Here is a 23,294-nt window from a genome sequence, read left to right as displayed (position 1 = left end):
ATGTTCGGGATGTCGTTCCCGCGATTATGGCCCTTGACGGTGATGCCGGTTCCGGCTGTAGGCAGTTAGAACCGCTTGGTTACCCTCAATTCAATGCGTGAATGACCTGCACCCGCCATGGTAGAACCAAGACTGTGCATGATCGTCTACGCGGATTCAGGGTGGACAGTGCGGCGACGCAAGCGTGCGGCAAGCATCAGTAGGAATCCGATCAGCAATAGAAAAGCGCTCAAGTTGCGCGAGGTGGCTGTCTGAGCAAGGCCCGTGGTAGTTGTCGGTGCTTCTAGGGTGCCGACGTCGGCTGAGGATACTCCGCGATAGCTTATATTTATTCCATCACTACACCGCGAGCTGAGGCCGTAGAATTTGGGCAATATACAAGCGTGAGATTGTTCAGCTAAGACAACTATCAAGGGAAGCGCTTGCAGAATGTTGCCTAGCCTTGCTAGCGCTATGAGCGATGCAACGTAAAAAATGTCCGCACTGTTCGCAGATTTGTCTTCGACCCAGTGTAAGAGTGGATTGCTGAGATGTAGGCACGCGTGAATCGCTCAGCATCACTTTAATTAAAATGAGGAGTATATTCTGACTGAGCTCCGTGCTATCGCAGGCAACCATTCAAATGCCGATACTCATGTCATTTTTGTACATGGACTATCTGGCGACATAAGTAAGACTTGGACCTCTATGGCGTCAACTCCACCGGTGCTATGGCCAAGCTGGCTGTCAGAGGATATTGCTGGGTTAGGCATATGGCTTGTTGGCTATCCTGCTCCAAAAACTAATTGGGGTGGCATCGCACTGACGTTAGCTGATCGGGCGGACAACATTCTTGCGAGGCTACTTTCAGAACCTCTTTTAGCAAAGGGGAATGTTATCTTCGTCGTTCATAGTCTCGGCGGTCTCATAGTTGAGCAACTGCTTAGGGGTGCCGAACGGGATGCTGCTAGCAATAGAAAGGCGGAGCACTTTTTGTCACGCGTTAGGCGCATTGCCTTTTTAGGCACACCACACCGGGGGGCGATTCTTGCCAATATTGCTATGACGCTGAGGGTGTTCTTCCTGCGGCCTTCGGCTGCAACTCGAGATCTTCTTCTTGGCAGTCCACAGCTGAAAGATCTCAATCGCTGGTACCGAAAAAAGAGTCAGGCCAATGGCATAGAACATCTTGTCTTGGCCGAGGGGCGTCCAGAACGCGTCTTCGGAATTAATCTTCCAGAAACACTAGGAAGAGTAGTCTGGTCGGATAGTGCTGATCCAGGATTACCTGAGCTCTCTATTACTGTAGATGAAAGTCATACAACTATTTGCAAACCAGCAAGTCGGGAAGCGGACGTATACATTCATGTAAAAGATTTTATAGCTCGCTCTTTTATCTGGCCATCTAAAGCTCCGATCGTCGAGGCTGTCGAAAATAACACTAGTCAACTGAAGCAACTTATCATACAGAGTCAAGAGCAAACTCTGGCTCTTGAAGCCTTCGAGCGCACATTGGAAAAAAGGCCGCTTGTACTGGCGATGGATACGGCAATTATCGATGCTGAGGTTATTCATCAAACGGAACGCCTGCGAAAATGTCGTTTTTTTGGCAGCGTCGATACGGTAGACGAGGCGCGGCGGCTCGTTATAAGTCTAACTAGCGGTGCCCTTGCTGCGGCTAGTAGCAGCTCTAAAAGTGATGCTCTTGCGTGGTGTGCGAGATTTCTAGCGACCGCTGCGCCCGACGAAGCCCAGTTTGCGTTAAACCAAATCACCACTCCAAACCGGGAACTTATTGCAGTTGTTCGCAGTTTTTTGAAACAGGGTGGCGGCAGCCTTGCAGAAGGCTTAGGGGAACTAGCGGCTATCGATACGCCAATAGCGCGTGGGGCTGCTTACATTTGCGTTCAAAAGGATAAAGGCTTTGAAGAGGCTGAAATTTGGCTTTGTCAAGCTGGCTTAACTAAGAGTGATCTTGATAGCGATGCAAAGTTCTTCCATATCGGGGCTGCGCTGGAGGCAGGGGCGTGGGATATTGCATGTGAAGCTGCAACTGCACTGAGTAATGTCGATTTCGATCGAACACCTGCGATTCTAAGGCTCGCCGCAGATGCTCATCTTTCTCAAGCTGTACCAGATGAACTGCGACTGCTGCCGCGTCAGTATCTACCCAGCAATGCAGCGAGCTTTCCGCTGCGAAGTGAGCCTGATCGTCTCCGCGACAGAAGAAAAGCTATCGAACTCTATGATCAGTTGACAGTGGTCGCAACTGCGCTTGGTTTGCCCTTACATGCGGGCGATTCAAGTGATCGAGCGCTTTGGCTTAGACTGAGGGATCCAGAATATGCAGCGGCCGCCCGAAGGGAGTTGGAAACGAGCCTAAGGGATCCGGCGGTACTTCTTCGACGCCTGAATTTAGCCGTGCAGTTCGGTATCGAGATTGATCTATCGCAAGTTGAAAAGGAAGTCGATCGTCAGACCGTGCTAAGCGGCGGTGCCTCGCCCGATGCAGCAGTCGCCCGCTTCTCGCTAGCCCTTGTTCAGGGAGGTTACGCTTCTACAGCCTCATATTTAAACAAACATCGTGCCCAACTTCTGGACCATATTGAGTGGAAAGGGGTTTATTTGCTTGAGATTGAGGCGCTCGCTAGATCAGGGCAATTCGCGCAAGCAGAAATTCTTCTGCGAGAGGCTGTAGAAAAGGGGCTTGCGCCAAATGAGGAAAATAGGCTAAGTCTTCTACTTAGAGAAATTGCTGGCAATGATCCTATCGTTGGTCGACTTGCAGCCTACGAAAACAGCAGATCTGTCGTTGACCTACGGCTTCTCGTCGATGCCTATGAAAATGCGGGGAATTGGGAAAAGGTTGTCGAATACGGTAAGCATTTGTTAGCAAAAACTGGTGATATTTCAGACGCACACCGGTATGTGGTCGCGTTATACAACCAAGAGCATTTGGAAGAGGTGCTGACAGTATTCTCTGAATACGAAAACCTAGACGCTCAGTATGACAACGCGCGTCTGCTCTACGCTCGTACTCTTTTTGAGCAAGGTAATATCAAAAAAGCGCAGTTGGTTTTAAATACTCTGCGGAAAAATTCCGATTCAACTGGTGCGCGCCAATTGCAGGTCAGCTTGACGATCGCTTCTGGCGACTGGGACTCATTGCAAGGGTTTGTAGAAGGCGAGTGGAGCAATCGGTTAGAGAGAACGCCGGAGGAGTTGCTCAGCGCGGGACAGATTGCGCAGCTTATTGGAGCTGTGCGAGGAAAGGATCTTGTTTGTGATGCTGCGGCGAGAGCAGACGGAGATGCAAAAACCCTTATTGGTTGTTATCACGCAGCTGTTTCGGCGGGTTGGGAAGAAAGTCGCGAAGTGTTTCAATGGTTCGAGCAGAGTGCTGTGCTGTCGGAGCAGGCGGGTGATGGCCTCATCCAAAGGTTATCAATCGAGGACATTGTCGAGCGAAAGCCTGCGTGGGATGAGCGCGAGACGAATGCTAGGAATTTACTCACCCGAGGGGAGATTCCTCAATTCACTTTCGGTAAAATTTTAAACCGTTCGCTTCTTAATGTTTTTCTTTGGTCAGCACTGGTTAATGTCGACGAGCAGGACGTTCGCCAGCGATCAATTGTTCATGCATTTAGCGGTGCGCGTAAATCATCCGTGGTCGATCCTCAGACGATTGCCATAGATCCAACGTCTTTGATGACAGCTGAATTGCTGGGAGTTTTTGACATATACGTCTCAACATTCGATAAGATTCTCATTCCCCACAACACACTTGGCTGGTTGTTGAACGAAAAGGCTCAGATTTTATTTCACCAACCCAGTCGGGTTGCTGCTGCTCGAGCGCTTCGGCGAATGATCTCTGACCAGCATCTGCTGGCTTTTGATGGAGATTCATATGCACCTGACAATCTAATCAGCGAGGTTGGCGATTCGCTGGCATTGCTGCTTGCGGAAGCTTCAGACCCTAATCATTCAGACCAAAGGCAGCGACTGGTTGTGAGGGGTGGGCCTATCCATAGGGTCAGTACTTTCATGAAAGAAGAGGCTGATCTCACTGATTATATGCCGTACCTCTGTAGCGCTGTGGACCTGGTTGAGAAACTTGCGCAAAAAGCTGTTCTAACCGTGAGCGAGGCCCACGACGCTCGCGAATCGCTCAAACTGCGGGAAACACCTTGGCCGCCTAAGTTTATAGCGGATGGAGCTATTTTATATTTAGATGATATCACTATCTCTCATCTCGAATTTCTCGGGCTGCTACAGAAGCTGCATCGTGCCGACATTACGGTGGTAATCCCTCAAAGCGAAATAGATGAGGCGGATGCACTCATTAGCCATGATGCGAGCAGTGCCGCGGTTGTTAATATTGTAGACGGGCTGCGGATTAAATTAAAAAATGCACTTGAAAGTGGGAGGGTAGGTTTGGGGAAGGCGATTCGTGTTGATGATGACGATGATGCTAGTGGAGCCTTGGTGCACCCGTCCACTGCTATGCTAAAGCTGATCGATAGTGCAGAAGCAGGTGTTAGTGATGACAGATTCATTAATCAACATCTTTTCATATCTTCAGGCGTGTCTACTAAGCCGTTGCTGACGACTTTGGATTTGCTGGATTCTCTAGAGCGTCGTGGTGTCCTGTCTTCAGCAAGAATTTTGGAGGCTAAGACGGCGTTGCGTCGCGCGAACTATGCGATTCTGCCGATCAGCCATAGAGAGCTATCAGAATTTGTTTCTAGTGCACCGATTGTTGATGGAGATCTTGTTGAAACTGCAGAGCTGCGACTCATTCGGGAAAGTGTCCAACGGATCCGCATGTGTGACCTTCTTCAGTTACCAAAGGAGGCTACCTGGTTAAACGACTTGCTCAGTGTTTCAGTTCTTGTGCTGAAGGAGCAATGGGTTGATGATCTGAACGAGGTGGCAGCATGTGCGCGATCAGACTGGATTTTGATACTGTGTGATGCCCGAGGTTGGACGCATCGTCTGAACGAGGAAGCGCAGCGTTTGAAAGATCGATATCTTGATTGGGTAGCTCTTCTGATGATGCTGGTTGTGGATCAGACTCAATCGGTTAAAGAGGCCTATTGGCGCTGGTTTGTGTCTCGTATTCTAAATAAAATTGCTGATGAAGACCAAGAGATGTATGCGCTTTTGCTCGAACGAGCCAAGGAGGTCGTTGCCCAATATGTTGAATTGTCAGTGGAGAGGTTGGGGGCGAGAAATGGATCATAGTGTCCTCAAGGAAAGGCTTATTCAAGCGGCTTTTAATCTTTTCCCTTTCGATGTTCAGAGCGCTCTGCTTGATGATGGTGCATTTACTCAAAGATGGGGTATCGATACGATCGGCATCCTCACGATAGGGCCAGATGGACCATCTTTTGATCGTAGTCAGCTATATCAAGGTATTCGGGGTGCCATCCGAGACGTGGGTTCTGCTATTGAAATTGAAGATAGTGATGGCTTGGTTTGGCAGTTGCTTACTCGGCCTCAGGGTGACGGCATTGAATTCTTATTGAGTGGCGGGGAAAAGCACTATTATTTGAGAGACCACTCCGCACTTGCAGATGATGTGGCAGTTCGAGTTGGCTGGTTGGAGAAAGCGGCTTCGGAGGTTTTTCTAGATCGTGAAAATAGCCGTGGTTGGCTAACCCGTATGCAGCAATCAGCACTTAGTGATAACGATTTTTCAGAGTTGATGGTGGATATTAGGCTGTCACCAAGAAGTTTTATTCTTACTCTTCAGAATGATATGGGGACGATGAGGATGGAGCCGGCAAGATTGGTGCCGCATGATTTTCGTTACTATGAGCGTCTTGTTGGAAAGCTTGAGCAAAGCACCACTTTTGCCGACTATATTGAGACTGGAGCAAAAGTTTGTGTCGAAAGTCTTCAATTTTATAAGGGCTGGCAGAGTTTTGTTTTCTCTTTGTTGATGTGCTCGGCAGGGTCGATTGCAGGCTGCATAAAAATCGATAGGCTTAATCATAGTGAACTTGTCCAGGCTTATGAGTGGATTGCCAAGCATGGTGATCCGATCTCGCGAATCGGGGCGGTGGAGGTAGCCCTTGCTCATTTGGATGTCGTTCCGGTGCTTGCTCCGTTTATTGAGCTAATAGTCGAAGCACTATTGTCGGATGATCCCGAAGATGACGGCGGTGGTTTTGCTATCTTGAGTTCTATGGTTGTCATGACAGCTTCTGAGCTCGCAAGGAAGCGCATTCTTGGTGACGTCCCGCCTTTCTATTTCAGGCAAGCTGCAATCGCACACGCCTCGCTTATGATTCGCGCTATTAGCGAGGCGGGAATTGATGTGGCGAGCGTTACACAGTGGGCTCGTACTACAGGTTTTGGTCTGATTTATTTTTTACAAGGCTTGGTAGATCTCCGTCGTGAGCCACGGTGGTTACCAGACTACGTGAGTGCCGAACAACTTCGCTTTGAATTTATAGGTCGCATCACGAATGCAGTGCATTTGAATGAAGATAAGATCAAAGTCGATTCTTTAAGCAAACTCCTCCTCGGTCCAAACTCAAAGCTTATGCAAGCTACTCAGTGGCCTTTCCCTCTTCTTCCTGGTCCGATGGAAGGGGCTATCGCAGCCAAGCGGCCCTACCCTGACGAGTGGCTGGTTGAGGTAAAGGCAGCGCTTGCAGCCGATCGTCTTGAGGCAAAAGCATTTGCAGGGCTTGTGAACTGTGCGTTGTTATTTGACATGGAGGAAGCTATGGCAAGCATGGCAGCGGACGCTTTGCGACGTGTCAGGTTTTCTCTCGAGAGCACGGAAGACAAAGACAAGAATTTCGATCTTGTGGTCGGCCTAGCAACTCTTGCTGCGGTCACTCGTAGTAGAAATCTTGCAGACGCCCTCCGTGTATTTACGAGAGTAATGCGTCGTAGGAAGCGTCTTGCTGGAGACTTAAACGAAGAACTGAGGATTGTTCTGACTACAGCGGCCTCTTTTAAGGATCCTGAGGAATGGGCGCGATTCTCAGGTGAATGGATCACCGAAATCGTTTTCGAAACTAGCGATAAAAACGCCGCCAAGGCTTTCCTGCCTAAGCTCCGTCGTTTGGTGAAAATCGAACCTATGCTTGCTAAGCACTGTGCGCGTGCTGATGCTGCTCTCGACGCTTTCACTCACTAGCCTGCTCAATCATTAAGTGCTAAGCCATCGCAGGCCAGAGCATTAAATAGTGCCGAAGAGGCGCTGTGCTAGCTTGCCTCGTTTGGGAGGCGTGCATTCAAGGTAGATGCCCACATTGTCTCGATCAGGGTGTCCAACCAAATTTTGAGTAAAAATGGCGGCCGGCGAGCTCGGATATGTACTCCCAGTGCGATCATGTGCGGTTCCAAATCAGGTCTCAGGCAACCTTCAGTGGTTGGTGATCGAAGATTAGGTGTCCCCAGATTGTCGCGAGCACTTTTACCGTTGCGACTTGAGTCATCCGTCCACGTGAACTATTGAGGGGGTCGACATGGACACCATCCGCGCAAAGTCATCTCTCTTGGTGCTGGTTGACTACCAGGCGCGCCTGATGCCTGCCATTCATGATGCGGCGCGTGCGTCCGCGAATGCCGTATTGCTGGCGCAGGCTGCGAAGATCCTGGGCATTCCCGTGTTGGGAACCGAACAGAACCCAACGAAACTCGGGCCAAACGTCGAGGCCTTGCGTGTGCTTTGCGACGAGATCGTGGAAAAAATGCATTTTGACGCGTGCGCCGATGGCTTGCTGGACGCCATTCAAACCTCGGCAAATGGGGCCAGGCAGATTGTGGTGGCGGGTTGTGAGGCGCATGTGTGCCTGCTTCAAACGGCGCTTGGACTGCTGCGTGCGGGCAAGCAGGTTTGGGTGGTGGCCAATGCCTGCGGGTCCCGAAAGCCGCAAGATCACGACGCGGCAATGCATCGCCTGAGCCATGCGGGGGCGATCATCGTGACCCACGAGATGGTGGCGTTTGAGTGGCTGGGCAGCTGCGAACACCCGGGGTTTCGAGAGGTGCTTGAACTGATCAAAAGCGGGTGATGCGGTCATCTGCGCGCGTGTGGGTGCGTTCAATGCCTGCCTATGACGCTTGACGCGCTTGGGTCAGCAGTGTTGCAAACAGACCTGATTTGCCGCACTCCCCAGCGGTGTAGTGGCGACGATGCTGCCTGATTTAGCGCCAACATTTAGCGCCAAAAATTTGCTAAATCAGAGATTTCGAGAGCCTGTGGGCATGTTGCCACAGGCTCTTTTTCATGCCGCAAGCCAGCTTTTCACCGCGTTTTACGACCTTGGGTGCTAGCTGGCGGCGTTCCCCAAGCACGACACGAGACTTCGTCAACAACGGGACAAGCAGAACGTGATTATTTGACAGTAGAGTAATAATGTCAAAAATCTAGCTCTCGTATCATTTAAAAATACATAATACGTTGTATTATTAATTACCGACACCGGAGCCATCTATGCAAACCGCGCCAACGCCCGATCAGCAGCTGCAAAACGACGTTGACGCGCTGCGCGCGCAGTTTTCGAACACGGCCGAGCTGTATCGCGAGACCTGTGCGTTGATGTTCTTCCGGTACGGGCAGACGCCGACGGCAAATCGGCTGTATCAGCTAGTGCGCAAGGGCAGCATGTCTGCGCCGGCGGCGGCGCTTGGGGCGTTCTGGAACAGCTTGCGAGAACAGTCGCGCGTGAAAATCGATCATGCGGATATGCCCGATGGCCTGAAAAATGCCGCTGCAGAACTGACGATGAGTCTGTGGCGTGAAGCCAAGCAACATGCCGAGCAGACGTTTGATGCGCAGCGCAGCGAGGCGGCTGACGCCTTGGCGCAGACGCTGACCAGGCTTGGTTCGGTGCAGGCTGAACTTGAAGACTTGCAGAAGCTGCATGCCGAACAGCAAGACGCCTTGCAGCAGGCGCGCGCGCAGCATCTGGATGCGGTCAAGGAAGCCGACGAGCTGCGTGAGCGCTTGTCAGCCGAGACCGCTGCACATCGCGAGTCGATCAATGTCCGGGACGCGTACGCGAAGGCGCAGCAGCAGGCGGCCAGCCTGCGGGAAGCCGATCTGCGTGAGGCATTTGCGGCGCGGGAATCGACGCTGCGCGAGGCTCTGGCCGAGGTTCAGGCTGGTTTGGCGGCGGCGCATGAAGATCACCGCCGTGCGCTGAGCGCTGCCCACGCTGAATCGCGGGATGCGCTGTCGGGCATTCAGGCGCGCTTCGATGCGCAGCACAAGCACAATTTGCTGGAACTGGACCGCGAGCGCATGCGGGCGGCGCAGTTGGACAAGGCGTTGATGCAGGCTCAAACGCAACTAGGCGCCAAGACCGAGGCCGCCGCAGCCGAGGCGGCAAAATGGCACGATCAGTCGGCACAGTGGCAGGGCAAGCTTGGTGCCTTGGAAGGCCGGCTTGCGGCGATCAGCGAAGAACGTGTCCGCGCTGACGAGCAACGGGCGCAAGAAAAAGCGGATGCACAGGCTGCGATTCAAGCGGCCGTCGATAGTCAGCGTGCTTCCGAGCAAGAGGTTCTGAACCTGCGTAAAGAACTTGCAAGCCTTGTCGAGCAGGGCAGGGCGCAGGGCAAACAGACCGAGGCCAGAAAACAACCCGCTAAATAAGCAGTTCAATAAGCAGCCAAAAGTTAATCAAGCATCCAAATCAACAGCGCGACGACAGTCACGTTCCAGCGCGCATCTTCCACCCAAGCCAAGAAACCCGAGACCACGCAATGCAAGCACCCGGATCATCTGCCCCAACGGACGCGCAGAAAACCATCTGCGAAAAGTACGGGTTACCCGTGCAGCTACCCGATGACATGGTGGCCATTGCCCTGGCGTCGCTGGATCAGTCCCCGATCTATGGCACGCGGATCGTGTTGCCGGAGAACGGGACGATCAGCTGGTTCATCCATGCCGGCGAGCATTCGCCGTCACCTGACTTTTATCAGGCGCTGCACGCCACCCATTTGCATGAGCTGTTGCCGCAGGTGGTGAACTATCTGTGTCTGCCTGCCGGGGCGAAGTTCATCATCGATCGGGCAGGTTATGAGGATGTCTGGCTGGCAGACTAAGACGCTACTTGTCTGATTTGGTCGTCGTGATGTCCAAGGCCAGTCTTGCACCGGCAATGATAGCGGTGCCGTTCGGGACCTTCGGATCCAGTTGACTGAGATACTTCAGCGCATCGCGCCCGTAGCGATCGTTGTTGCGGGCCAGGGCTTCGTAGTTGAAGCTGGCTGCGGGGGTGTCGCCGTTCAGCAGGCGCTGAATCTGGTCTTGTGCGGCAAGGCTGCGCGCGTCGGCCAGTGGGGTGGCAAGCAGCAATACGCCAACGCACAAAACCGCGCCCATCGCGATGTTGGTGGGCGCAAGGCTCCACATCCAGCCGCGCTTGGTGGCGATCATGCCCGCCGCATACCCCGCCAAATAACCGGCTGCCAGCACCCAGATGAACACTGCCCATACCAAGTTGGCGCTCCAGCCGTGTTCATTGACGCGCCGAATCAAGGTCAAGGCGATGAACCCCAGGGCGGCAATCGCCAGCAGACAGACGCAGATCATCCGTATTCGGGCGAATCGCGATGGCTTTGCAAGCTCCAGTCCGTCCTGATAACGCGTGTTGACCGCTACCAGCAGCAAGGTCAGCAGTCCGGCCAGCAATGCCGAGATCCCCTGATCTTGTGGGGGCGGCTGCTGGGTTTGCAGCTTTACCAGTGTCCAGATTACGAAGGTACCAACCGCCAGCGGCAGCAAATACTTCCGCGCCAACAGAAAGCGTCGCGCGGCGATCAGCCAGGTGCCTTTCGCCAGCAGCAAGCCAATGGCAGCTCCGAACAGTGTGGCATAGGCCGCAAACAGGGTGGCTGGCTGAAACAGTATCTGCCCGATCAGCCCGATGCCCACCAGTCGTAGCCCGGCCGCCATCGCTGCCAGCAACAGCACGCCAATGAGCGCCAAGAGCAATGCCGTGGAAAACGCGATGACATTGCGCCATGTCGTTTGGAACAGGTCGGGATACGACCAATGCCAACCCGATACGGTTCGCTGCAAACCACGCCCCGGCTGCTGTCCATGTCGCAGGTGCGCCAGCAGCGGCAAGCAGATGAACGCCAGCACTGCCGATGCGATCAGGGGCGCGGAACTGGTCTGTGGGAATTCACGTTGCTGCATCACCGTGTATTCGGTGGTCAACATAATGGGGATGATCAAGCCCAGCACCGCCACGATCGCCACGCGGCGCAGTGTCGACAGGCCCAGCAGGTTTTCTGTGAAGTACCACAGCAGCGGCACGGTCATGACGAGCATCAGCGACATCATCCACATGACCGCCTCGAAACCGCGCAAGGTGCCTGCCAGCGCTGGCGACAGCAGCGCGTAGCAGCAGACGCCTTGCAGTGCACCCAATGCGGTCATGCCAATGACCGATGTCCTGCGTGACCTGCCTGGCGCGTTCTGCGCGGCGTGAACGTCTTGCATGGATGCGCTCCGAAGCAAACCCGCTTTAACAGTAGCAGGCGGGCGTGCTTCGGCATACCGTGCTGAACCCTCGGGTTCAGTTTCCATTACTCCCTTGGATTCAGTTCTCCGGTTTGATCTGCACGCGTTGACCGCCTGCTTCAATATCCAGCCACGGATTGGGCACGAGCTTGCTTTCGCCTCGGCGCAGAGCTTTCACCCATTCTTCGGTCAATTCCTCGATGGTGGCCACACGCGCAAGTTGCGCGCCTTCTGCCTGCCAACGGTAGATGACGGCAGTTTGTCGCCACGTCTGGTCGATTACCACCATCAGTTCCGGCGTTTTGTCGCCGTCCAGATCACCCAGCCACAAGGTGCAGAGGTTGCGCGCCTCCAGGCAGGCGCTGGCCTTATTGTTCTTCAGTTTCTGGTCACGCAGTTGGGCAAGCAAGGTATCCACCAATGCGGGCTGGGGCTGCGTACCCTCGGGCAACAGTGTCCAGTTGGCGCGAAGCTCGTCGTCGGTCGGCGGCGCTTTGCTATCGGTGCGCCACAGATTTTTCTTGCGCTCGTATTCTTCTGCCGCCTTGGTAAACGCCGCCGCCTGCGGATGCCCTGGCACGCCTGCTTTCAACTCGGCAAAGGCTTTTCGGCCATAGATGCCGCTTTTCTCGTCCAGATAACGGAAGTCGAATTTGTCTACCGGCGTCTTGCCGGCCAGCAGTCGGCCAACCTGGCTGTCTACTGACACACGGCGTGCATCGGCAATCGGCGACGACAAGGCGATCAGGCCCGCGCAAAGTACCAGCGCCATCACCACATTGGTCTGCCCGATGCTCCACATCCAGCCGCGCTTGGGGGCGAAGGCGCTCAGCGAGTAGCCCAACGCATAACCCGTGGCCATGATCAGGATGAACACGCTCCACACACGTTCGCCTGTCCAGCCGTATTGCGCAATGCGTTGATAAATGGCGACGCCGGCCACCGTGGTGACCACCGGGATGGTCAGCCAGGCGAGGCTGAGCGGGCGTCTTAGCCAAGGGCTGAACGGTGCGTGGGTGCCATCTTGATACGCAGCGTTGACAAATTTCACCGACAGCGCGGCGAACCACAGCAGCGCAAAGCCTGCCACGCGGGTCTTCAGCAGCGGGTCGATCCCGGTGAACACCAGTGCGACCGCCCACATGGTCGAGAACAGCAGCATCAGAACCAGGAACGCCTGGTTCATCGACAACCAGAAGCGTCGCAGCGCGATCATGGTGTCGGCACGCGCCAAGGTCAGCGCCATTGCGCAGGCAAAGGTCGTGGTGCAGACGGGTATCCAGAACCAGGGCCGCATCAACAGATCGCGCACGATGTTGATGCCAATGCTGCTCATCAGTGCGCTGCCGGCTAACAGTACGCCCCACATGATGCCGGTCAGCAGGAACGCCACCATCAACATCATGGCGTTGCGCCACGCGCTTTGGAACAGGGCGGCGTAATTCCAGCGCCAGCCGAAGCCGTTGCTGCGCTCTGCGTGCGCAAACAGCGGCACGCCCACAAAGCCCAGAACGATGCACGCCACCGTCGAGATATCGGGGAGCGCGGTGCCGTCTGCATCGGCCCCAGCCCAGCCTTCGCAGGCACCCAGCAATGCCAGTATCAGTCCCAAGGACAGCACGCCCACCAGCCGGCGACGCGGCGGCAGGCCGTCGATGTCCTCCGTCAGATACCACGCTGCGGGCAGTGCGAAGCTGGTGTAAATCAACGCCAGCAACAGTGGGGCCTGGGTCGACAACCAGCCCTTGTTGATGGAAGCCAGATAGATGGCCAGCAGCGCCGCCCCCTGGATCAGGCCAACGATGGCCAATCTGCGCATGGTATTCGACATGCCTTGCTTGCTCCGTGGTCCGCAACACGCGGACAAATCGCTTCGGGAAATAGGTGGGCGTCTTGAGCCAAGACGCTGCTTTTACCGGTCGGTGTCGGGCGGCGTCACACGCAACTGCACGCCACCGGCATTGATATCTCGCCATTTGCTTTGCGGGAAAGTGACGGTGCCATCGCCCAAGCCGTCGATCCAGGTCTGGGTCACGCCATTGATCTCGCCGGCGTAGGTCAGGGTGGCCGTATCCGGCTGCCAGTTGAATACCTGTGCAACGTGCTGCCAGCTTTTGTTCACGATCAGCACCACTTCCTGCTTGTCATCGCCATCCAGATCGGCCATCCACACCGAGCATTTACCGTAGTCATACGCGCAGATATCTTCCGAGCGGGGTCCCGACTCAGTACGAAGGTGGGCAATCAGGGCGTCCACGACTGCTGGCGGAACAGAAGTCTGATCATTGACAGGCTTCAGTTTGCTGCGCATTGCGCTGTCGTCCATGTTGGCCGGGGACAGCAAGTTGCCGGAACGCAGCTTGCCGTCACGGGCCAGCTGCGCAGTTTTCGACAGCATGTCGGCCTGGGCATGCCCGGGAATGCCATCGATCATGGCCTGCATGGCCCGCGTGCCATAGGTGCCACTGCGGTACTTCAAGTAATAGAAGTCGAAGTCGTCCAGCGCCGTCTTGCCAGCCAACAGGCGGTCAAGCTGGCTGGCAACAGAAATGCGGCGCGCATCGGCCAGCGGAGACGCCAGCGCAAGCAGTCCCACGCACAGCACGATTGCCATCGCTACATTGGTCTGGTCGATGCTCCACATCCAGCCGCGCACGGGCTTGAAGACACTGAGCGAATAGCCGATGGCATAACCGGCAGCCATCAGCAGCACGAACACGCTCCATACGCGGTCGGCCGTCCAGCCGTATTGCGCGACGCGCTGGTAGATGGCGAGCGCCGCTACCGCGACCACCACCAGCATGGTCAACCAGGCATAAGCCAGCGCGCGGCGAAGCCAGGGCACAAACGGCGCAGGGGCCAGGCCATCCTGGCGGGCGGCGTTGACGAAATTAATCGCCAGCACAGCGAACCACAGCAGCACCAGCGCGGCTCTGCGCGTCTGGAACAAGGGTTCCACGCCCGTGAACGGCAGCGCGACTGCCCACATGGTGGAAAACAGCAGCACCAGCGGCAAGAAAGCCTGATTCAAGGACAGCCAGAATCGGCGCAGCACCACGATGGTGTCTGTCCGCGACAAAGCCAGCGCGGCAGCGCAGCTCACCACGATGGAACTCGCGAGCGAGATGAAGAAGTTTGTGCCGATGAGATCCAGCACCAGGGTGATGCCGATGCTCTTCATCAGGTGGCCGCCTGCCAGCAGCACCACCCAGAAAATGCCAGTCAGCAACGCGGTAATGGCCAGCACCATGGCATTGCGCCAGGTAGTCTGGAACAGATCGGCATAGTTCCAACCCCAGGTACGGCGGTCGGTGCTGTCAGTATGTCGTCCGCCCGCGTGCAGCAATAGCGGCAGTGCCACAAAGCCAAGAGCAATGCAGGCTGGCAGCGATGGGCCAGGTTTGAACGGGCCTTGCACGTCCTGATTCACCCAGCCTTCGCAGACACCCAGCAGGCCCAGACCCACGCCGAGTGCAATCACCACCACCCGACGCCGCTGCTTGCTGACCCCTGCAACGTCTTCGCTCAAGTACCAGGCGGCGGGGATGGCGACCGCTGTGTAGACCAAGCCCAGCAACACGGCCATGTTGTCGCTGGGCCAATGTTTGCCATCTACCAATGTGGCCAGTACCCACAAGACCACACCTTGGACAAGCCCGATCAGGGCCATCCTGCGCATGACGATCGGCATTTACGATTGCTCCGCACGCCGCACAACGCGGCGGACATACTGACGGGGAAGTGGTTTGCCGTGCTTTTTACGGCTTGGTGGCGGGAGGCTGACGTTTGCGTTTGCGCATCATGCTGACCAGCAGCCACACGCCTACCACCACTGACAGACCGCTGCCAACGATCATGCCGATCTGGTTGGCATTGTCTGCGGCACCCAGCGTGCGGGCACCGATGTAGCCCGGTGCCAGCATCACGGGCACCCAGGCGATGGCCGATAGCACGTTGGCCAGCTGGAAGGATCGATTGGGCATGCGCATGATGCCGGCCACCAGCGGGATGGTGGACCGGATCGGGCCCAGGAAACGGCCAACCAGCACCGCCATGAAGCCGTAGCGCGAGAAAGCAAGGCGCGCACGGGCCACCGGTGTGCGCTGACTGCGCAAAGGCCCCCAGCGCAAAATGCCAGGCCCCATCCAGCGGCCCAGGTAATACGAGATCGCATCACCGACAATGGCACCGGCGATGCCCCATGCAAGCACTGTCGTCAGCGGCAGGGCACCTGCACCGACCAGCCCGCCGATCAGGATCAGCAAAGCCGTGGCCGGGATGAACAGGCCGACAAGAATCATCGACTCGCCAAGGCACAACAATGCGATGACGGGGCCTGCCCAGAGTTGATGGGTTTCGATGAAGCTGATGACTTGCGAAACGTAACTGTCCATTGATCGGCGTGTCATGCACGCAAGCTAAGATGTCGCCGCACGCTGATTCGTGACGCGACAAAGGATTGAAAAAGATGGATTCTGTGACCCAGGCGGTTTTTGGCGCCGGTATTCAGGGCGCTCTGCTGGGTAGATTCCAGGGGCGCAAGGCGTTGCTCTATGGTGCGGTGATTGCCACCTTGCCCGACCTGGACGTATTCCTTGGCCAGCCCGATCCAGTGTCGGCGATGATAAACCATCGAGGTTTCTCGCATTCCCTGTTCGTGCTCAGTGCCGTCTCGGTCGGTCTGACCATATTGTTCCGCGCTTGGCGACCTTCCGCAGACTACAGCTTCGGACGCTTGTTACTGTGTATCTGGTTGTCGCTAATTACGCATCCATTGCTGGACGCGCTGACCAGCTACGGCACGCAGCTATGGTGGCCGCTGAAACCGACGCCAACGTCCTGGTCCAGCCTGTTCATCATCGACCCGTTCTTCACGGTGCCCTTGATAGGGGTGACGATAGCGGGCTTCCTTGTCGGCATGAAGGGCAGGGTGCCCCGGACCTGCGCGTGGGCGCTGGCCTGGTGTTGCGTCTATATCGCGGCATCGCTGTCGTTCAAGCAGGTGATCGAAACGCGCGTGCGCAACGACCTAATGGCAGGCGGTACGTCTGTCGTCCGCATCTTCTCCACGCCCACGCCCTTCAATATTCTGGCTTGGCGCGTGGTGGCGCAGGTGGACCGCGACGAGTATGTCGAGGCCATCGTGGGAGTGTTCGACCAGAAGCCGTTCGAACGCGCTCGTTTACCTTTGAATGCAAAACTGGCGATGGACCTGCCCGATTCCCCGCTCTTGCCGGGGCTGCGCTGGTTCACCGGCGATTGGCTGCGGTATGACGAGATCGGCAACAGCCTGGTCGTCAGCGATCTGCGCATGGGCTTGGCGACGGGCTATTACTCGTTCCGCTTCAAGATGGGCGAAGGCCAGCCGCACGCGTGGCATCCGGTGGTGCCGAGCATGTGGCCCACAAACCGAGGCGGCATGGCGGAATTGGGAATGCTGTGGGATCGTTTGCTGGGGCGGACGACACTGCCCCTGACTGAGTGGGAGCAGCGGATGCATGTGGTGCCGGTGAAAGCGCCAGCACCCACGCCCGTGCCTTCAGGGAAGTAAGGCTGGTCTGCAGGCTGCCTGGGTTGGCAGCCTGCTTTTGAAGTCACCCTGCTGCTCAGGTCAACCGCAGGGATCAAGCTTTCAGACTCAAGCCTTGGCAGCCTGCTTGCTGGCCAGCTTGGTCTTGTACAACCACAGCTTGTAATCATCCAGGTCGCCGTCGAAGGGCTTGACCTCGCCATCGGCCACGATGATGAATTCATCCGTTGTGGCGCGCAGCAGGTGGCGGTCATGGGACACCAGCAGCAGCGTGCCTTCGAATTGCGCCAAGGCTTCGGTCAAGGCTTCGCGGGTTTCCAGATCCAGGTGATTGGTCGGCTCGTCGAGCAGCAGCAGGTTGGGGCGCTGCCAGACGATCAAGGCCAAGGCCAGACGGGCTTTCTCGCCACCCGAGAACGGCTCGATCGGGCGCGTAGCCATGTCGCCGGCGAAGTTGAAGCCGCCCAGGAAGTTGCGCAGTTCCTGTTCACGCACGGTGGGAGCCAGCTTCATCATGTGCCACAGCGCCGATTCGCTATGGCGCAGCATTTCCACCTGATGCTGGGCGAAGTAGCCAATCGCCAAGCCTTTGTTGAACTCGGCATCGCCAGCCAGCGCCGCGATTTCACCGGCAATGGTCTTGATGAAGGTCGACTTGCCCGCGCCGTTGATGCCCAACAGGCCAATGCGCTGGCCGCTTTGCAGCGAGAACTTCACGTTGTCGAGAATCTTCTTTTCAACCGGCTTGCCCTGGTCGTCGTCAAAGCGATAACCGGCGGACACTGCGTCCATGGTCAGCAGGGGATCGGGCGAGCGCAGCGGTTCACGGAAGGTGAACGAGAATTCCGCCGCAGCGCGCAGCGGCGCGGTTTCTTCCATCTTGGCTAGGGCCTTGATCCGGCTTTGTGCCTGGCGCGCCTTCGAGGCCTGGGCCTTGAAGCGGTTGATGAAGGATTCCAGGTGCGCGCGCTGGCGCTGCTGCTTTTCGATCATGCCGGCAGCCAGCACCAGCTGGGCCGCGCGCTGGCGCTCGAATGACGAGTAATGACCGCCATAACGTTTCAGCTTGCGCTCGTCGATGTGCACGATCACGTTGACCACTTCGTCCAGGAAGTCGCGGTCGTGGGAGATGATCAGCAGCGTGCCCGGATAACGCTTCAGCCAGTCTTCCAGCCAGATGATGGCGTCCAGGTCCAAGTGATTGGTGGGCTCGTCCAGCAGCAGCAGGTCGGACGGGCACATCAGTGCCTGCGCCAGATTCAGGCGCATGCGCCAGCCACCCGAGAAGCTGGTCAGCGGCTGGTACATCTGCTCGGGCTGGAATCCCAGGCCGGCCAGCAGGGTTTCGGCGCGCGGAATGACGGTGTAGGCGTCGGCATCGGCCAGCTCGCCATAGAGTTCACCGATACGGTTGCCGTTTTCCGGGGTGTCTTCAGCCACTTCCAGTGCGGCCAATTCTGCTTCCAGCTTGCGCAGGTGCACGTCGCCGTCAATGGCGTAGTCGATGGCGCTGCGATCAAGTGCGGGGGTTTCCTGCGCCACGTGCGCCATGCGCCAGGTCGGCGGATAGCTCAGATCGCCTTGATCCGGGTGCAGTTCACCGCGAAGCATCGCAAACAGGCTCGACTTGCCGGCGCCGTTGGCACCGATCAGACCGATCTTGTCGCCTGGGTTGAGGACGAGATCGACCTTGTCGAGCAGCGGCTTGATGCCACGCATCAGGGAAACTTGCTGGAAACGGATCATCGGTACGCAGGAAAAGGAATGCCCGCCACGTCGCGGGAAACCGGATAAAAGGGGAAAAACATGGGCGATCAATCGATCACCGTGGCCAGGTTCGTATCCTGGCGCACAGGCTGGTCATCGTCATGACAGCGCTGGCTCGAAGCACAGCGCCATGTCAGCCTGGGATCTCGCAGCGGCGCAGGGTGCACCGCAAATCGGGCATCGCGGCCCGGCCGGGGCACGCACAGGTACACATCAAGCCTGAATCCTGGGCGTTGGCACGGCCATGAGAAGCAACATTGTAGTGCGAGCCAGCGTTCGGCGTCGCGGGTAAGCCCGTAGTGACGTAGCAATCACCAGGGATTGACGGGAATAAACCACGCCACCAGGGCAAATATCACTGTTGTCCCCCAGCGATCACCCCGTTTCCTGAGAAGGACCTTTGCCGCTGGCCAGACGAGAACCATCCGACCCGAGGGGGATAATGGTGGCCATGCGGGTTCGATGACCGCACCTTTTTTCGCAAGGACCCCTGATGAGCCTCCGAAGCGTTCACGCCGTCCACCCCGCAGAGCGGGACGACATCCGCGACTTGATTACCCGCAGGCCTGTACCCGGCCGCAAGGTCGAGCAGATCGACCCTTTTTTGTTTTTGAACCATCACGGCCCGCAGGTCTACCGGCCGAATAACCAGGGCCTGCCTTTCGGCCCGCATCCGCATCGGGGTTTCGAGACCGTCACCTTCATTCTGGAAGGTGAACTGGCGCACCACGACACGGGCGGCCACGAGAGCATCATTCGTGCAGGCGGTGTGCAGTGGATGACGGCCGGGCGTGGCTTGGTGCATTCCGAGTTGTCGCCGGATGCCTTCAAGCGCGACGGTGGTCCGCTGGAAATCCTGCAACTGTGGGTGAACCTGCCGTCCAACCTGAAGATGGTCGCGCCGCGCTACATCGGCCTGCAGGCCAACGAGATGCCGACCGTGCCTGCAGGTGACGCGCGTGTGAGCCTGACTGCGGTTTCCGGTCATTGGTTTGGTGCGACGGGGCCGATCCAGACCTTGATCGACGTGCAACTGGCCATTGTTCGCATCGGTGCCGGAGCAAGCGTGACGCTGCCTGCGCCAAACTCGCGCAATGTGTTCTGCTACCTGGTGAAAGGCGAGGTGAGCATCAACGGCGACGCGCTGGCGGCATTCAATCTGGTCGAATTCGCGCACGACGGCGACGAGGTGGAAATCGTGGCGTCATCAGATGCCGTGGTCTTGTTCGGGCACGCGGAACCGATTGGTGAACCGGTGGTGTCGCATGGCCCGTTCGTGATGAACACGCAGGCCGAGATTCATCAGGCGATTCTGGATTACCAAGCCGGGAAGATGAACGGGGCGGGTTGAGATTCACGCCAGCGCTTGATAAGCAGTGTTTTGATCAGACATGAAGTGAGATGCATGAGGTGAGATGCATGAAGTGAGATGCATGAAGTGAGATACATGAAGTGAGATACATGCAGCACCGCAGATCAAGCGCAATATTGTTGGCGCAGACTTCAGCGTCAGGCGGGAACGCCACGTGCGTCTCTTCCGCCTTATCTTGAATCAAGGGAAAAACCGCCATGCCCAATACTGTTGACCAACGAAAAGTGCTGCTTGCCGGCGCAACGGGGCTGGTGGGTGGCCTGATATTGCAAGCCTTGCTTGATGACGCGTCGGTGTCGGAAGTGCACGCGCTGGGTCGTCGTGGGTTGAACCTCAGCCACCCCAAGTTGCGTGTGCACCTGGTCGATTTTCGCAATCTGCCCAAGCTGCCGCAGGTTGATGAGGTGTATCTGGCCTTGGGCACCACGATCAAGGTGGCGGGTAGCCAGGCGGCGTTTCGTGCGGTGGATCTGGATGCCAACCTGGCCGTTGCCAAAGCTGCCGCCGCAGCGGGTGCGCAGCGCGTGGGCCTGGTCAGCGCGGCGGGTGCCGATGCGCGTTCGTCGGTGTTCTACAACCGCGTGAAGGGTCAGCTGGAAAACGTGTTGTCTGCGATGGAACTGACCGCGCTGGTGATTGCACGGCCGTCCTTGCTGCTGGATCACCGAGACGGCCTGGGGCAGCCCCCGCGGCTGGGTGAAAAGCTGTCGATCCCGATCGCGAAGCTTCTGGCACCGGTCATTCCTGGGGCGTATCGACCGGTGCACGCCCAATCGGTGGCAAATGCCCTGGTTCGCGTTGTGCCCAGGGCGCAAGGCGTCATCGTGCTGAAGTCCGATGTGTTGGCGAAGGCAGGCGGCCAACGCTGATTGCTTTCAACGGATTGCTTTCAAGCATGCGAAGCAGGAAAACCGTGCTGTTTCGCCAGCCCCGCCACCAGCAGGGTCACAAGTAACAAGGCGAGCACAGCCGGTGGAAACGCCCATCCACCGAACTGCGCCAACAGCAGCCCACCCACCACGCCGCCGCCTGCAATCGCCAGATTCCACGCGGTCACCAACATAGACTGCGCAACATCCGCCGCGTCGCCTGCGGTGTTCGCCAGCGCAGTCTGAAACAGCGTTGGCACCCCACCAAAGGCCAGACCCCAGGCCGCAACCGCCGCGTACACCACGGCAGCGTTGTTGGCCGCCATACCCAGCGCGACGGCAGACAGCCCGAACAACACGGTGCTGACAAGCGTCATGACCCGCAGATGGCGGTCGATCAATGCGCCCACTACCCAGATGCCCAACAGTGATGTCACGCCAAACACCAGCAACACCAGGTCGGTACGTTCGACCATGTTGGCGGTGACCAGGAAGGGGGCGATGTAGGTGTAGAGAATATTGTGGGCCAGCACATAAGCCAGCACGACGGTCAGCACCGGACGCACGCCCGGCATGGTGAACACCTGGCGCAGTGACAGCTGTCTGCCTGCGGCTTGGCCGGCGAAGTCAGGCACCTTGGCGCGTACCCATATCACCAGCAGCAGTGCCAGCATGCTCATGACGCCGAAGCACAAACGCCAGCCCATCAGGTTGCCCAGATACGTGCCGGCAGGCACGCCGAGCGAGAAAGCCAGCGGTGCGCCGACCATGGCAACGGCGATTGCGCGCCCACGCTGGTGCTCGGGCACCATGCGCGCGGCGTAGCCCGCCAGCAGCGCCCACAGCAATCCGGCTGATACCCCCGCCAGAAAGCGCGCCACCATGGTCAGCAGATAATTGCCCGACAGCGCGGTCACGGTGTTGGCAATCACAAAACCCACGATGGCGGCCAGCAGCAGCGGGCGGCGACGCGCGCCCTGCGTGGCAATGGTCAAGGGAATCGCGGCCACCAGAGAACCAACAGCGTAGATCGTGATGGTCTGGCCCACCCAGGCTTCCGATACGCCAAGGCTCTGCGCCATCTGCGGCAGCAGTCCGGCTGGCAGCGCTTCGGTCAGGATGGTGATGAAAGCGCCCATGGCCAGGGCCAGCAAGGAACCCAGCGGCAGGCGCTTGTCGGAAGTGTGTGTCATGAGTGAGCCTGCTGGTCTTCAGGGGTGGCAAGGGTGTTGGTGTCAGCCGTGGAATCGGCTCGGGACATAGCGACCACCACCTTGCCTGTCAGTCCGCCTGCTTCCACCAGCCGATGGGCCTGGATCAGATTTTCGGCATTCAGCGGATACAGCACCTGCGTGGCTGTGCCGCGCAACACACCGTCATCGACCAGCGCTGCCACCTCATTCAAGATGTGATGCTGCGCGATCATGTCTTTGGTGCCGAAGAGCGGACGGGTGAAGACCATTTCCCAATGCACCGACACGCTTTTGGACTTGAAGGGCACGATGTCCAGTGAGTCGTGGTCGTCGATGATCGCAAGCCGGCCTTGTGGCGAGATCACGGTCGCCAATTCAGACAAGTGACTGGCGGTATTCGACAAGGCGGCAATGCGGGTTACCGGGGGTACCGACAGTGCGTCAAGCTGGTCGACCAGGGCTTGCCTGTGATCGATCACGTGATGTGCGCCCAGCGCCATACACCAGTCGCGGCTTTGCTGGCGCGATGCGGTGGCAATCACCGTCAGGCCGGTCAGCCTTCTGGCAAGCTGGATCAGCATGGATCCGACGCCGCCAGCCCCACCCAACACCAGCAGACTCTCCGCGCCCAGGCGTTTGTTGGGCTGCTCGCCCAGACGGTCGAACAGCAACTGCCACGCCGTCAGCGAGGTCAGCGGTAGCGCCGCTGCTTGTGCAAAGCCAAGTGTGCGGGGTTTGTGGCCGACAATTCGCTCGTCCACCAAATGGAACTGCGCGTTGCTGCCGCTGCGATCGAAGCTTCCAGCGTAGTAGACGGCCTGCCCGGGTTTGAATAGCGTCACGGCTTGGCCCACAGCTTCCACGATGCCAGCGGCGTCCCAGCCCAGTGACGTGACGTTTTCCGGTGCTGCGACCAAGCCTGCGCGAATTTTGGTGTCGACCGGATTGACCGACACCGCGCGCACCGACACCAGCAGATCATGTGGGCCGGGAACAGGACGGATGGCATCGATGTCGGTCAGACAATCGGGCGCTGTCGCCTTCGAATGTTTGCGAAACGCAATGGCACGCATTGGTGAAGATG

General features: G+C 57.4%; 15 protein-coding genes. 8 read left to right on the top strand and 7 right to left on the bottom strand.

What is annotated here, in order from left to right; translation table 11 throughout:
• The first annotated feature begins 687 nt into the window (after window positions 1–687).
• The 5 genes from FXN63_RS13785 (at window position 688) to FXN63_RS13765 (ending at window position 10,053) form a co-directional block, all read left to right on the top strand.
• Complete coding sequence (locus FXN63_RS13785; RefSeq protein ID WP_148815736.1) at window positions 688–5,223, top strand: HTH domain-containing protein; 4,536 nt, start codon at window positions 688–690, stop codon at window positions 5,221–5,223.
• Window positions 5,213–7,135, top strand: a complete 1,923-nt coding sequence (locus FXN63_RS13780) for a hypothetical protein (protein ID WP_148815734.1) — start codon at window positions 5,213–5,215, stop codon at window positions 7,133–7,135. Before FXN63_RS13785 ends, FXN63_RS13780 begins: the two co-directional genes overlap by 11 nt.
• 331 nt (window positions 7,136–7,466) lie before the next feature.
• Window positions 7,467–8,015, top strand: a complete 549-nt coding sequence (locus FXN63_RS13775; RefSeq protein ID WP_148815733.1) for an isochorismatase family protein — start codon at window positions 7,467–7,469, stop codon at window positions 8,013–8,015.
• Between the two features lie 422 nt (window positions 8,016–8,437).
• A complete protein-coding gene (locus tag FXN63_RS13770; RefSeq protein WP_148815731.1) occupies window positions 8,438–9,601 on the top strand; it encodes a DNA-binding protein in 1,164 nt (387 codons plus the stop codon).
• Between the two features lie 110 nt (window positions 9,602–9,711).
• On the top strand, window positions 9,712–10,053 hold the full coding sequence (locus tag FXN63_RS13765) for an immunity protein Imm33 domain-containing protein (protein WP_148815729.1): 342 nt from the start codon (window positions 9,712–9,714) through the stop codon (window positions 10,051–10,053).
• Window positions 10,054–10,057: 4 nt separating this feature from the next.
• Here FXN63_RS13765 and FXN63_RS13760 read toward each other — a convergent pair whose 3' ends face one another.
• The 4 genes from FXN63_RS13760 to FXN63_RS13745 form a co-directional block, all read right to left on the bottom strand.
• Window positions 10,058–11,458 (bottom strand): DUF4153 domain-containing protein, encoded by a 1,401-nt coding sequence (locus FXN63_RS13760; protein ID WP_187394894.1) that lies wholly within the window; start codon window positions 11,456–11,458, stop codon window positions 10,058–10,060.
• A gap of 100 nt (window positions 11,459–11,558) precedes the next feature.
• Complete coding sequence (locus FXN63_RS13755) at window positions 11,559–13,310, bottom strand: DUF4153 domain-containing protein (protein ID WP_148815725.1); 1,752 nt, start codon at window positions 13,308–13,310, stop codon at window positions 11,559–11,561.
• 81 nt (window positions 13,311–13,391) lie between these two features.
• A complete protein-coding gene (locus FXN63_RS13750) occupies window positions 13,392–15,170 on the bottom strand; it encodes a DUF4153 domain-containing protein (protein ID WP_148815723.1) in 1,779 nt (592 codons plus the stop codon).
• A gap of 67 nt (window positions 15,171–15,237) precedes the next feature.
• Window positions 15,238–15,873 carry a DedA family protein gene (locus FXN63_RS13745; protein ID WP_148815721.1) on the bottom strand — a complete coding sequence of 212 codons (636 nt, stop codon included), beginning with the start codon at window positions 15,871–15,873 and terminating at the stop codon, window positions 15,238–15,240.
• Window positions 15,874–15,947: 74 nt separating this feature from the next.
• Between FXN63_RS13745 and FXN63_RS13740 the strand changes: the two genes are divergently transcribed.
• Window positions 15,948–17,030, top strand: a complete 1,083-nt coding sequence (locus tag FXN63_RS13740; protein ID WP_148815719.1) for a metal-dependent hydrolase — start codon at window positions 15,948–15,950, stop codon at window positions 17,028–17,030.
• An 87-nt stretch (window positions 17,031–17,117) separates the two neighbouring features.
• Here FXN63_RS13740 and FXN63_RS13735 read toward each other — a convergent pair whose 3' ends face one another.
• Window positions 17,118–18,755, bottom strand: a complete 1,638-nt coding sequence (locus FXN63_RS13735; protein ID WP_148815717.1) for an ABC-F family ATP-binding cassette domain-containing protein — start codon at window positions 18,753–18,755, stop codon at window positions 17,118–17,120.
• A gap of 514 nt (window positions 18,756–19,269) precedes the next feature.
• Between FXN63_RS13735 and FXN63_RS13730 the strand changes: the two genes are divergently transcribed.
• Together FXN63_RS13730 and FXN63_RS13725 are read left to right on the top strand one after the other, a co-directional pair.
• Window positions 19,270–20,127 (top strand): pirin family protein, encoded by an 858-nt coding sequence (locus FXN63_RS13730; protein ID WP_148815715.1) that lies wholly within the window; start codon window positions 19,270–19,272, stop codon window positions 20,125–20,127.
• Between the two features lie 218 nt (window positions 20,128–20,345).
• Window positions 20,346–21,017 carry an NAD(P)H-binding protein gene (locus tag FXN63_RS13725; protein ID WP_148815713.1) on the top strand — a complete coding sequence of 224 codons (672 nt, stop codon included), beginning with the start codon at window positions 20,346–20,348 and terminating at the stop codon, window positions 21,015–21,017.
• A 20-nt stretch (window positions 21,018–21,037) separates the two neighbouring features.
• Here FXN63_RS13725 and FXN63_RS13720 read toward each other — a convergent pair whose 3' ends face one another.
• Together FXN63_RS13720 and FXN63_RS13715 are read right to left on the bottom strand one after the other, a co-directional pair.
• On the bottom strand, window positions 21,038–22,210 hold the full coding sequence (locus tag FXN63_RS13720; protein ID WP_148815711.1) for an MFS transporter: 1,173 nt from the start codon (window positions 22,208–22,210) through the stop codon (window positions 21,038–21,040).
• A complete protein-coding gene (locus FXN63_RS13715; RefSeq protein WP_148819320.1) occupies window positions 22,207–23,283 on the bottom strand; it encodes a zinc-binding alcohol dehydrogenase family protein in 1,077 nt (358 codons plus the stop codon). Before FXN63_RS13715 ends, FXN63_RS13720 begins: the two co-directional genes overlap by 4 nt.
• Window positions 23,284–23,294 lie beyond the last annotated feature (11 nt).

Source organism: Pigmentiphaga aceris, assembly GCF_008119665.1.
GTDB lineage: Bacteria > Pseudomonadota > Gammaproteobacteria > Burkholderiales > Burkholderiaceae_B > Pigmentiphaga > Pigmentiphaga aceris.
The sequence above is the reverse complement of the archived record's forward strand: the minus strand, read 5'-3'. Positions and strand labels throughout refer to the sequence as shown.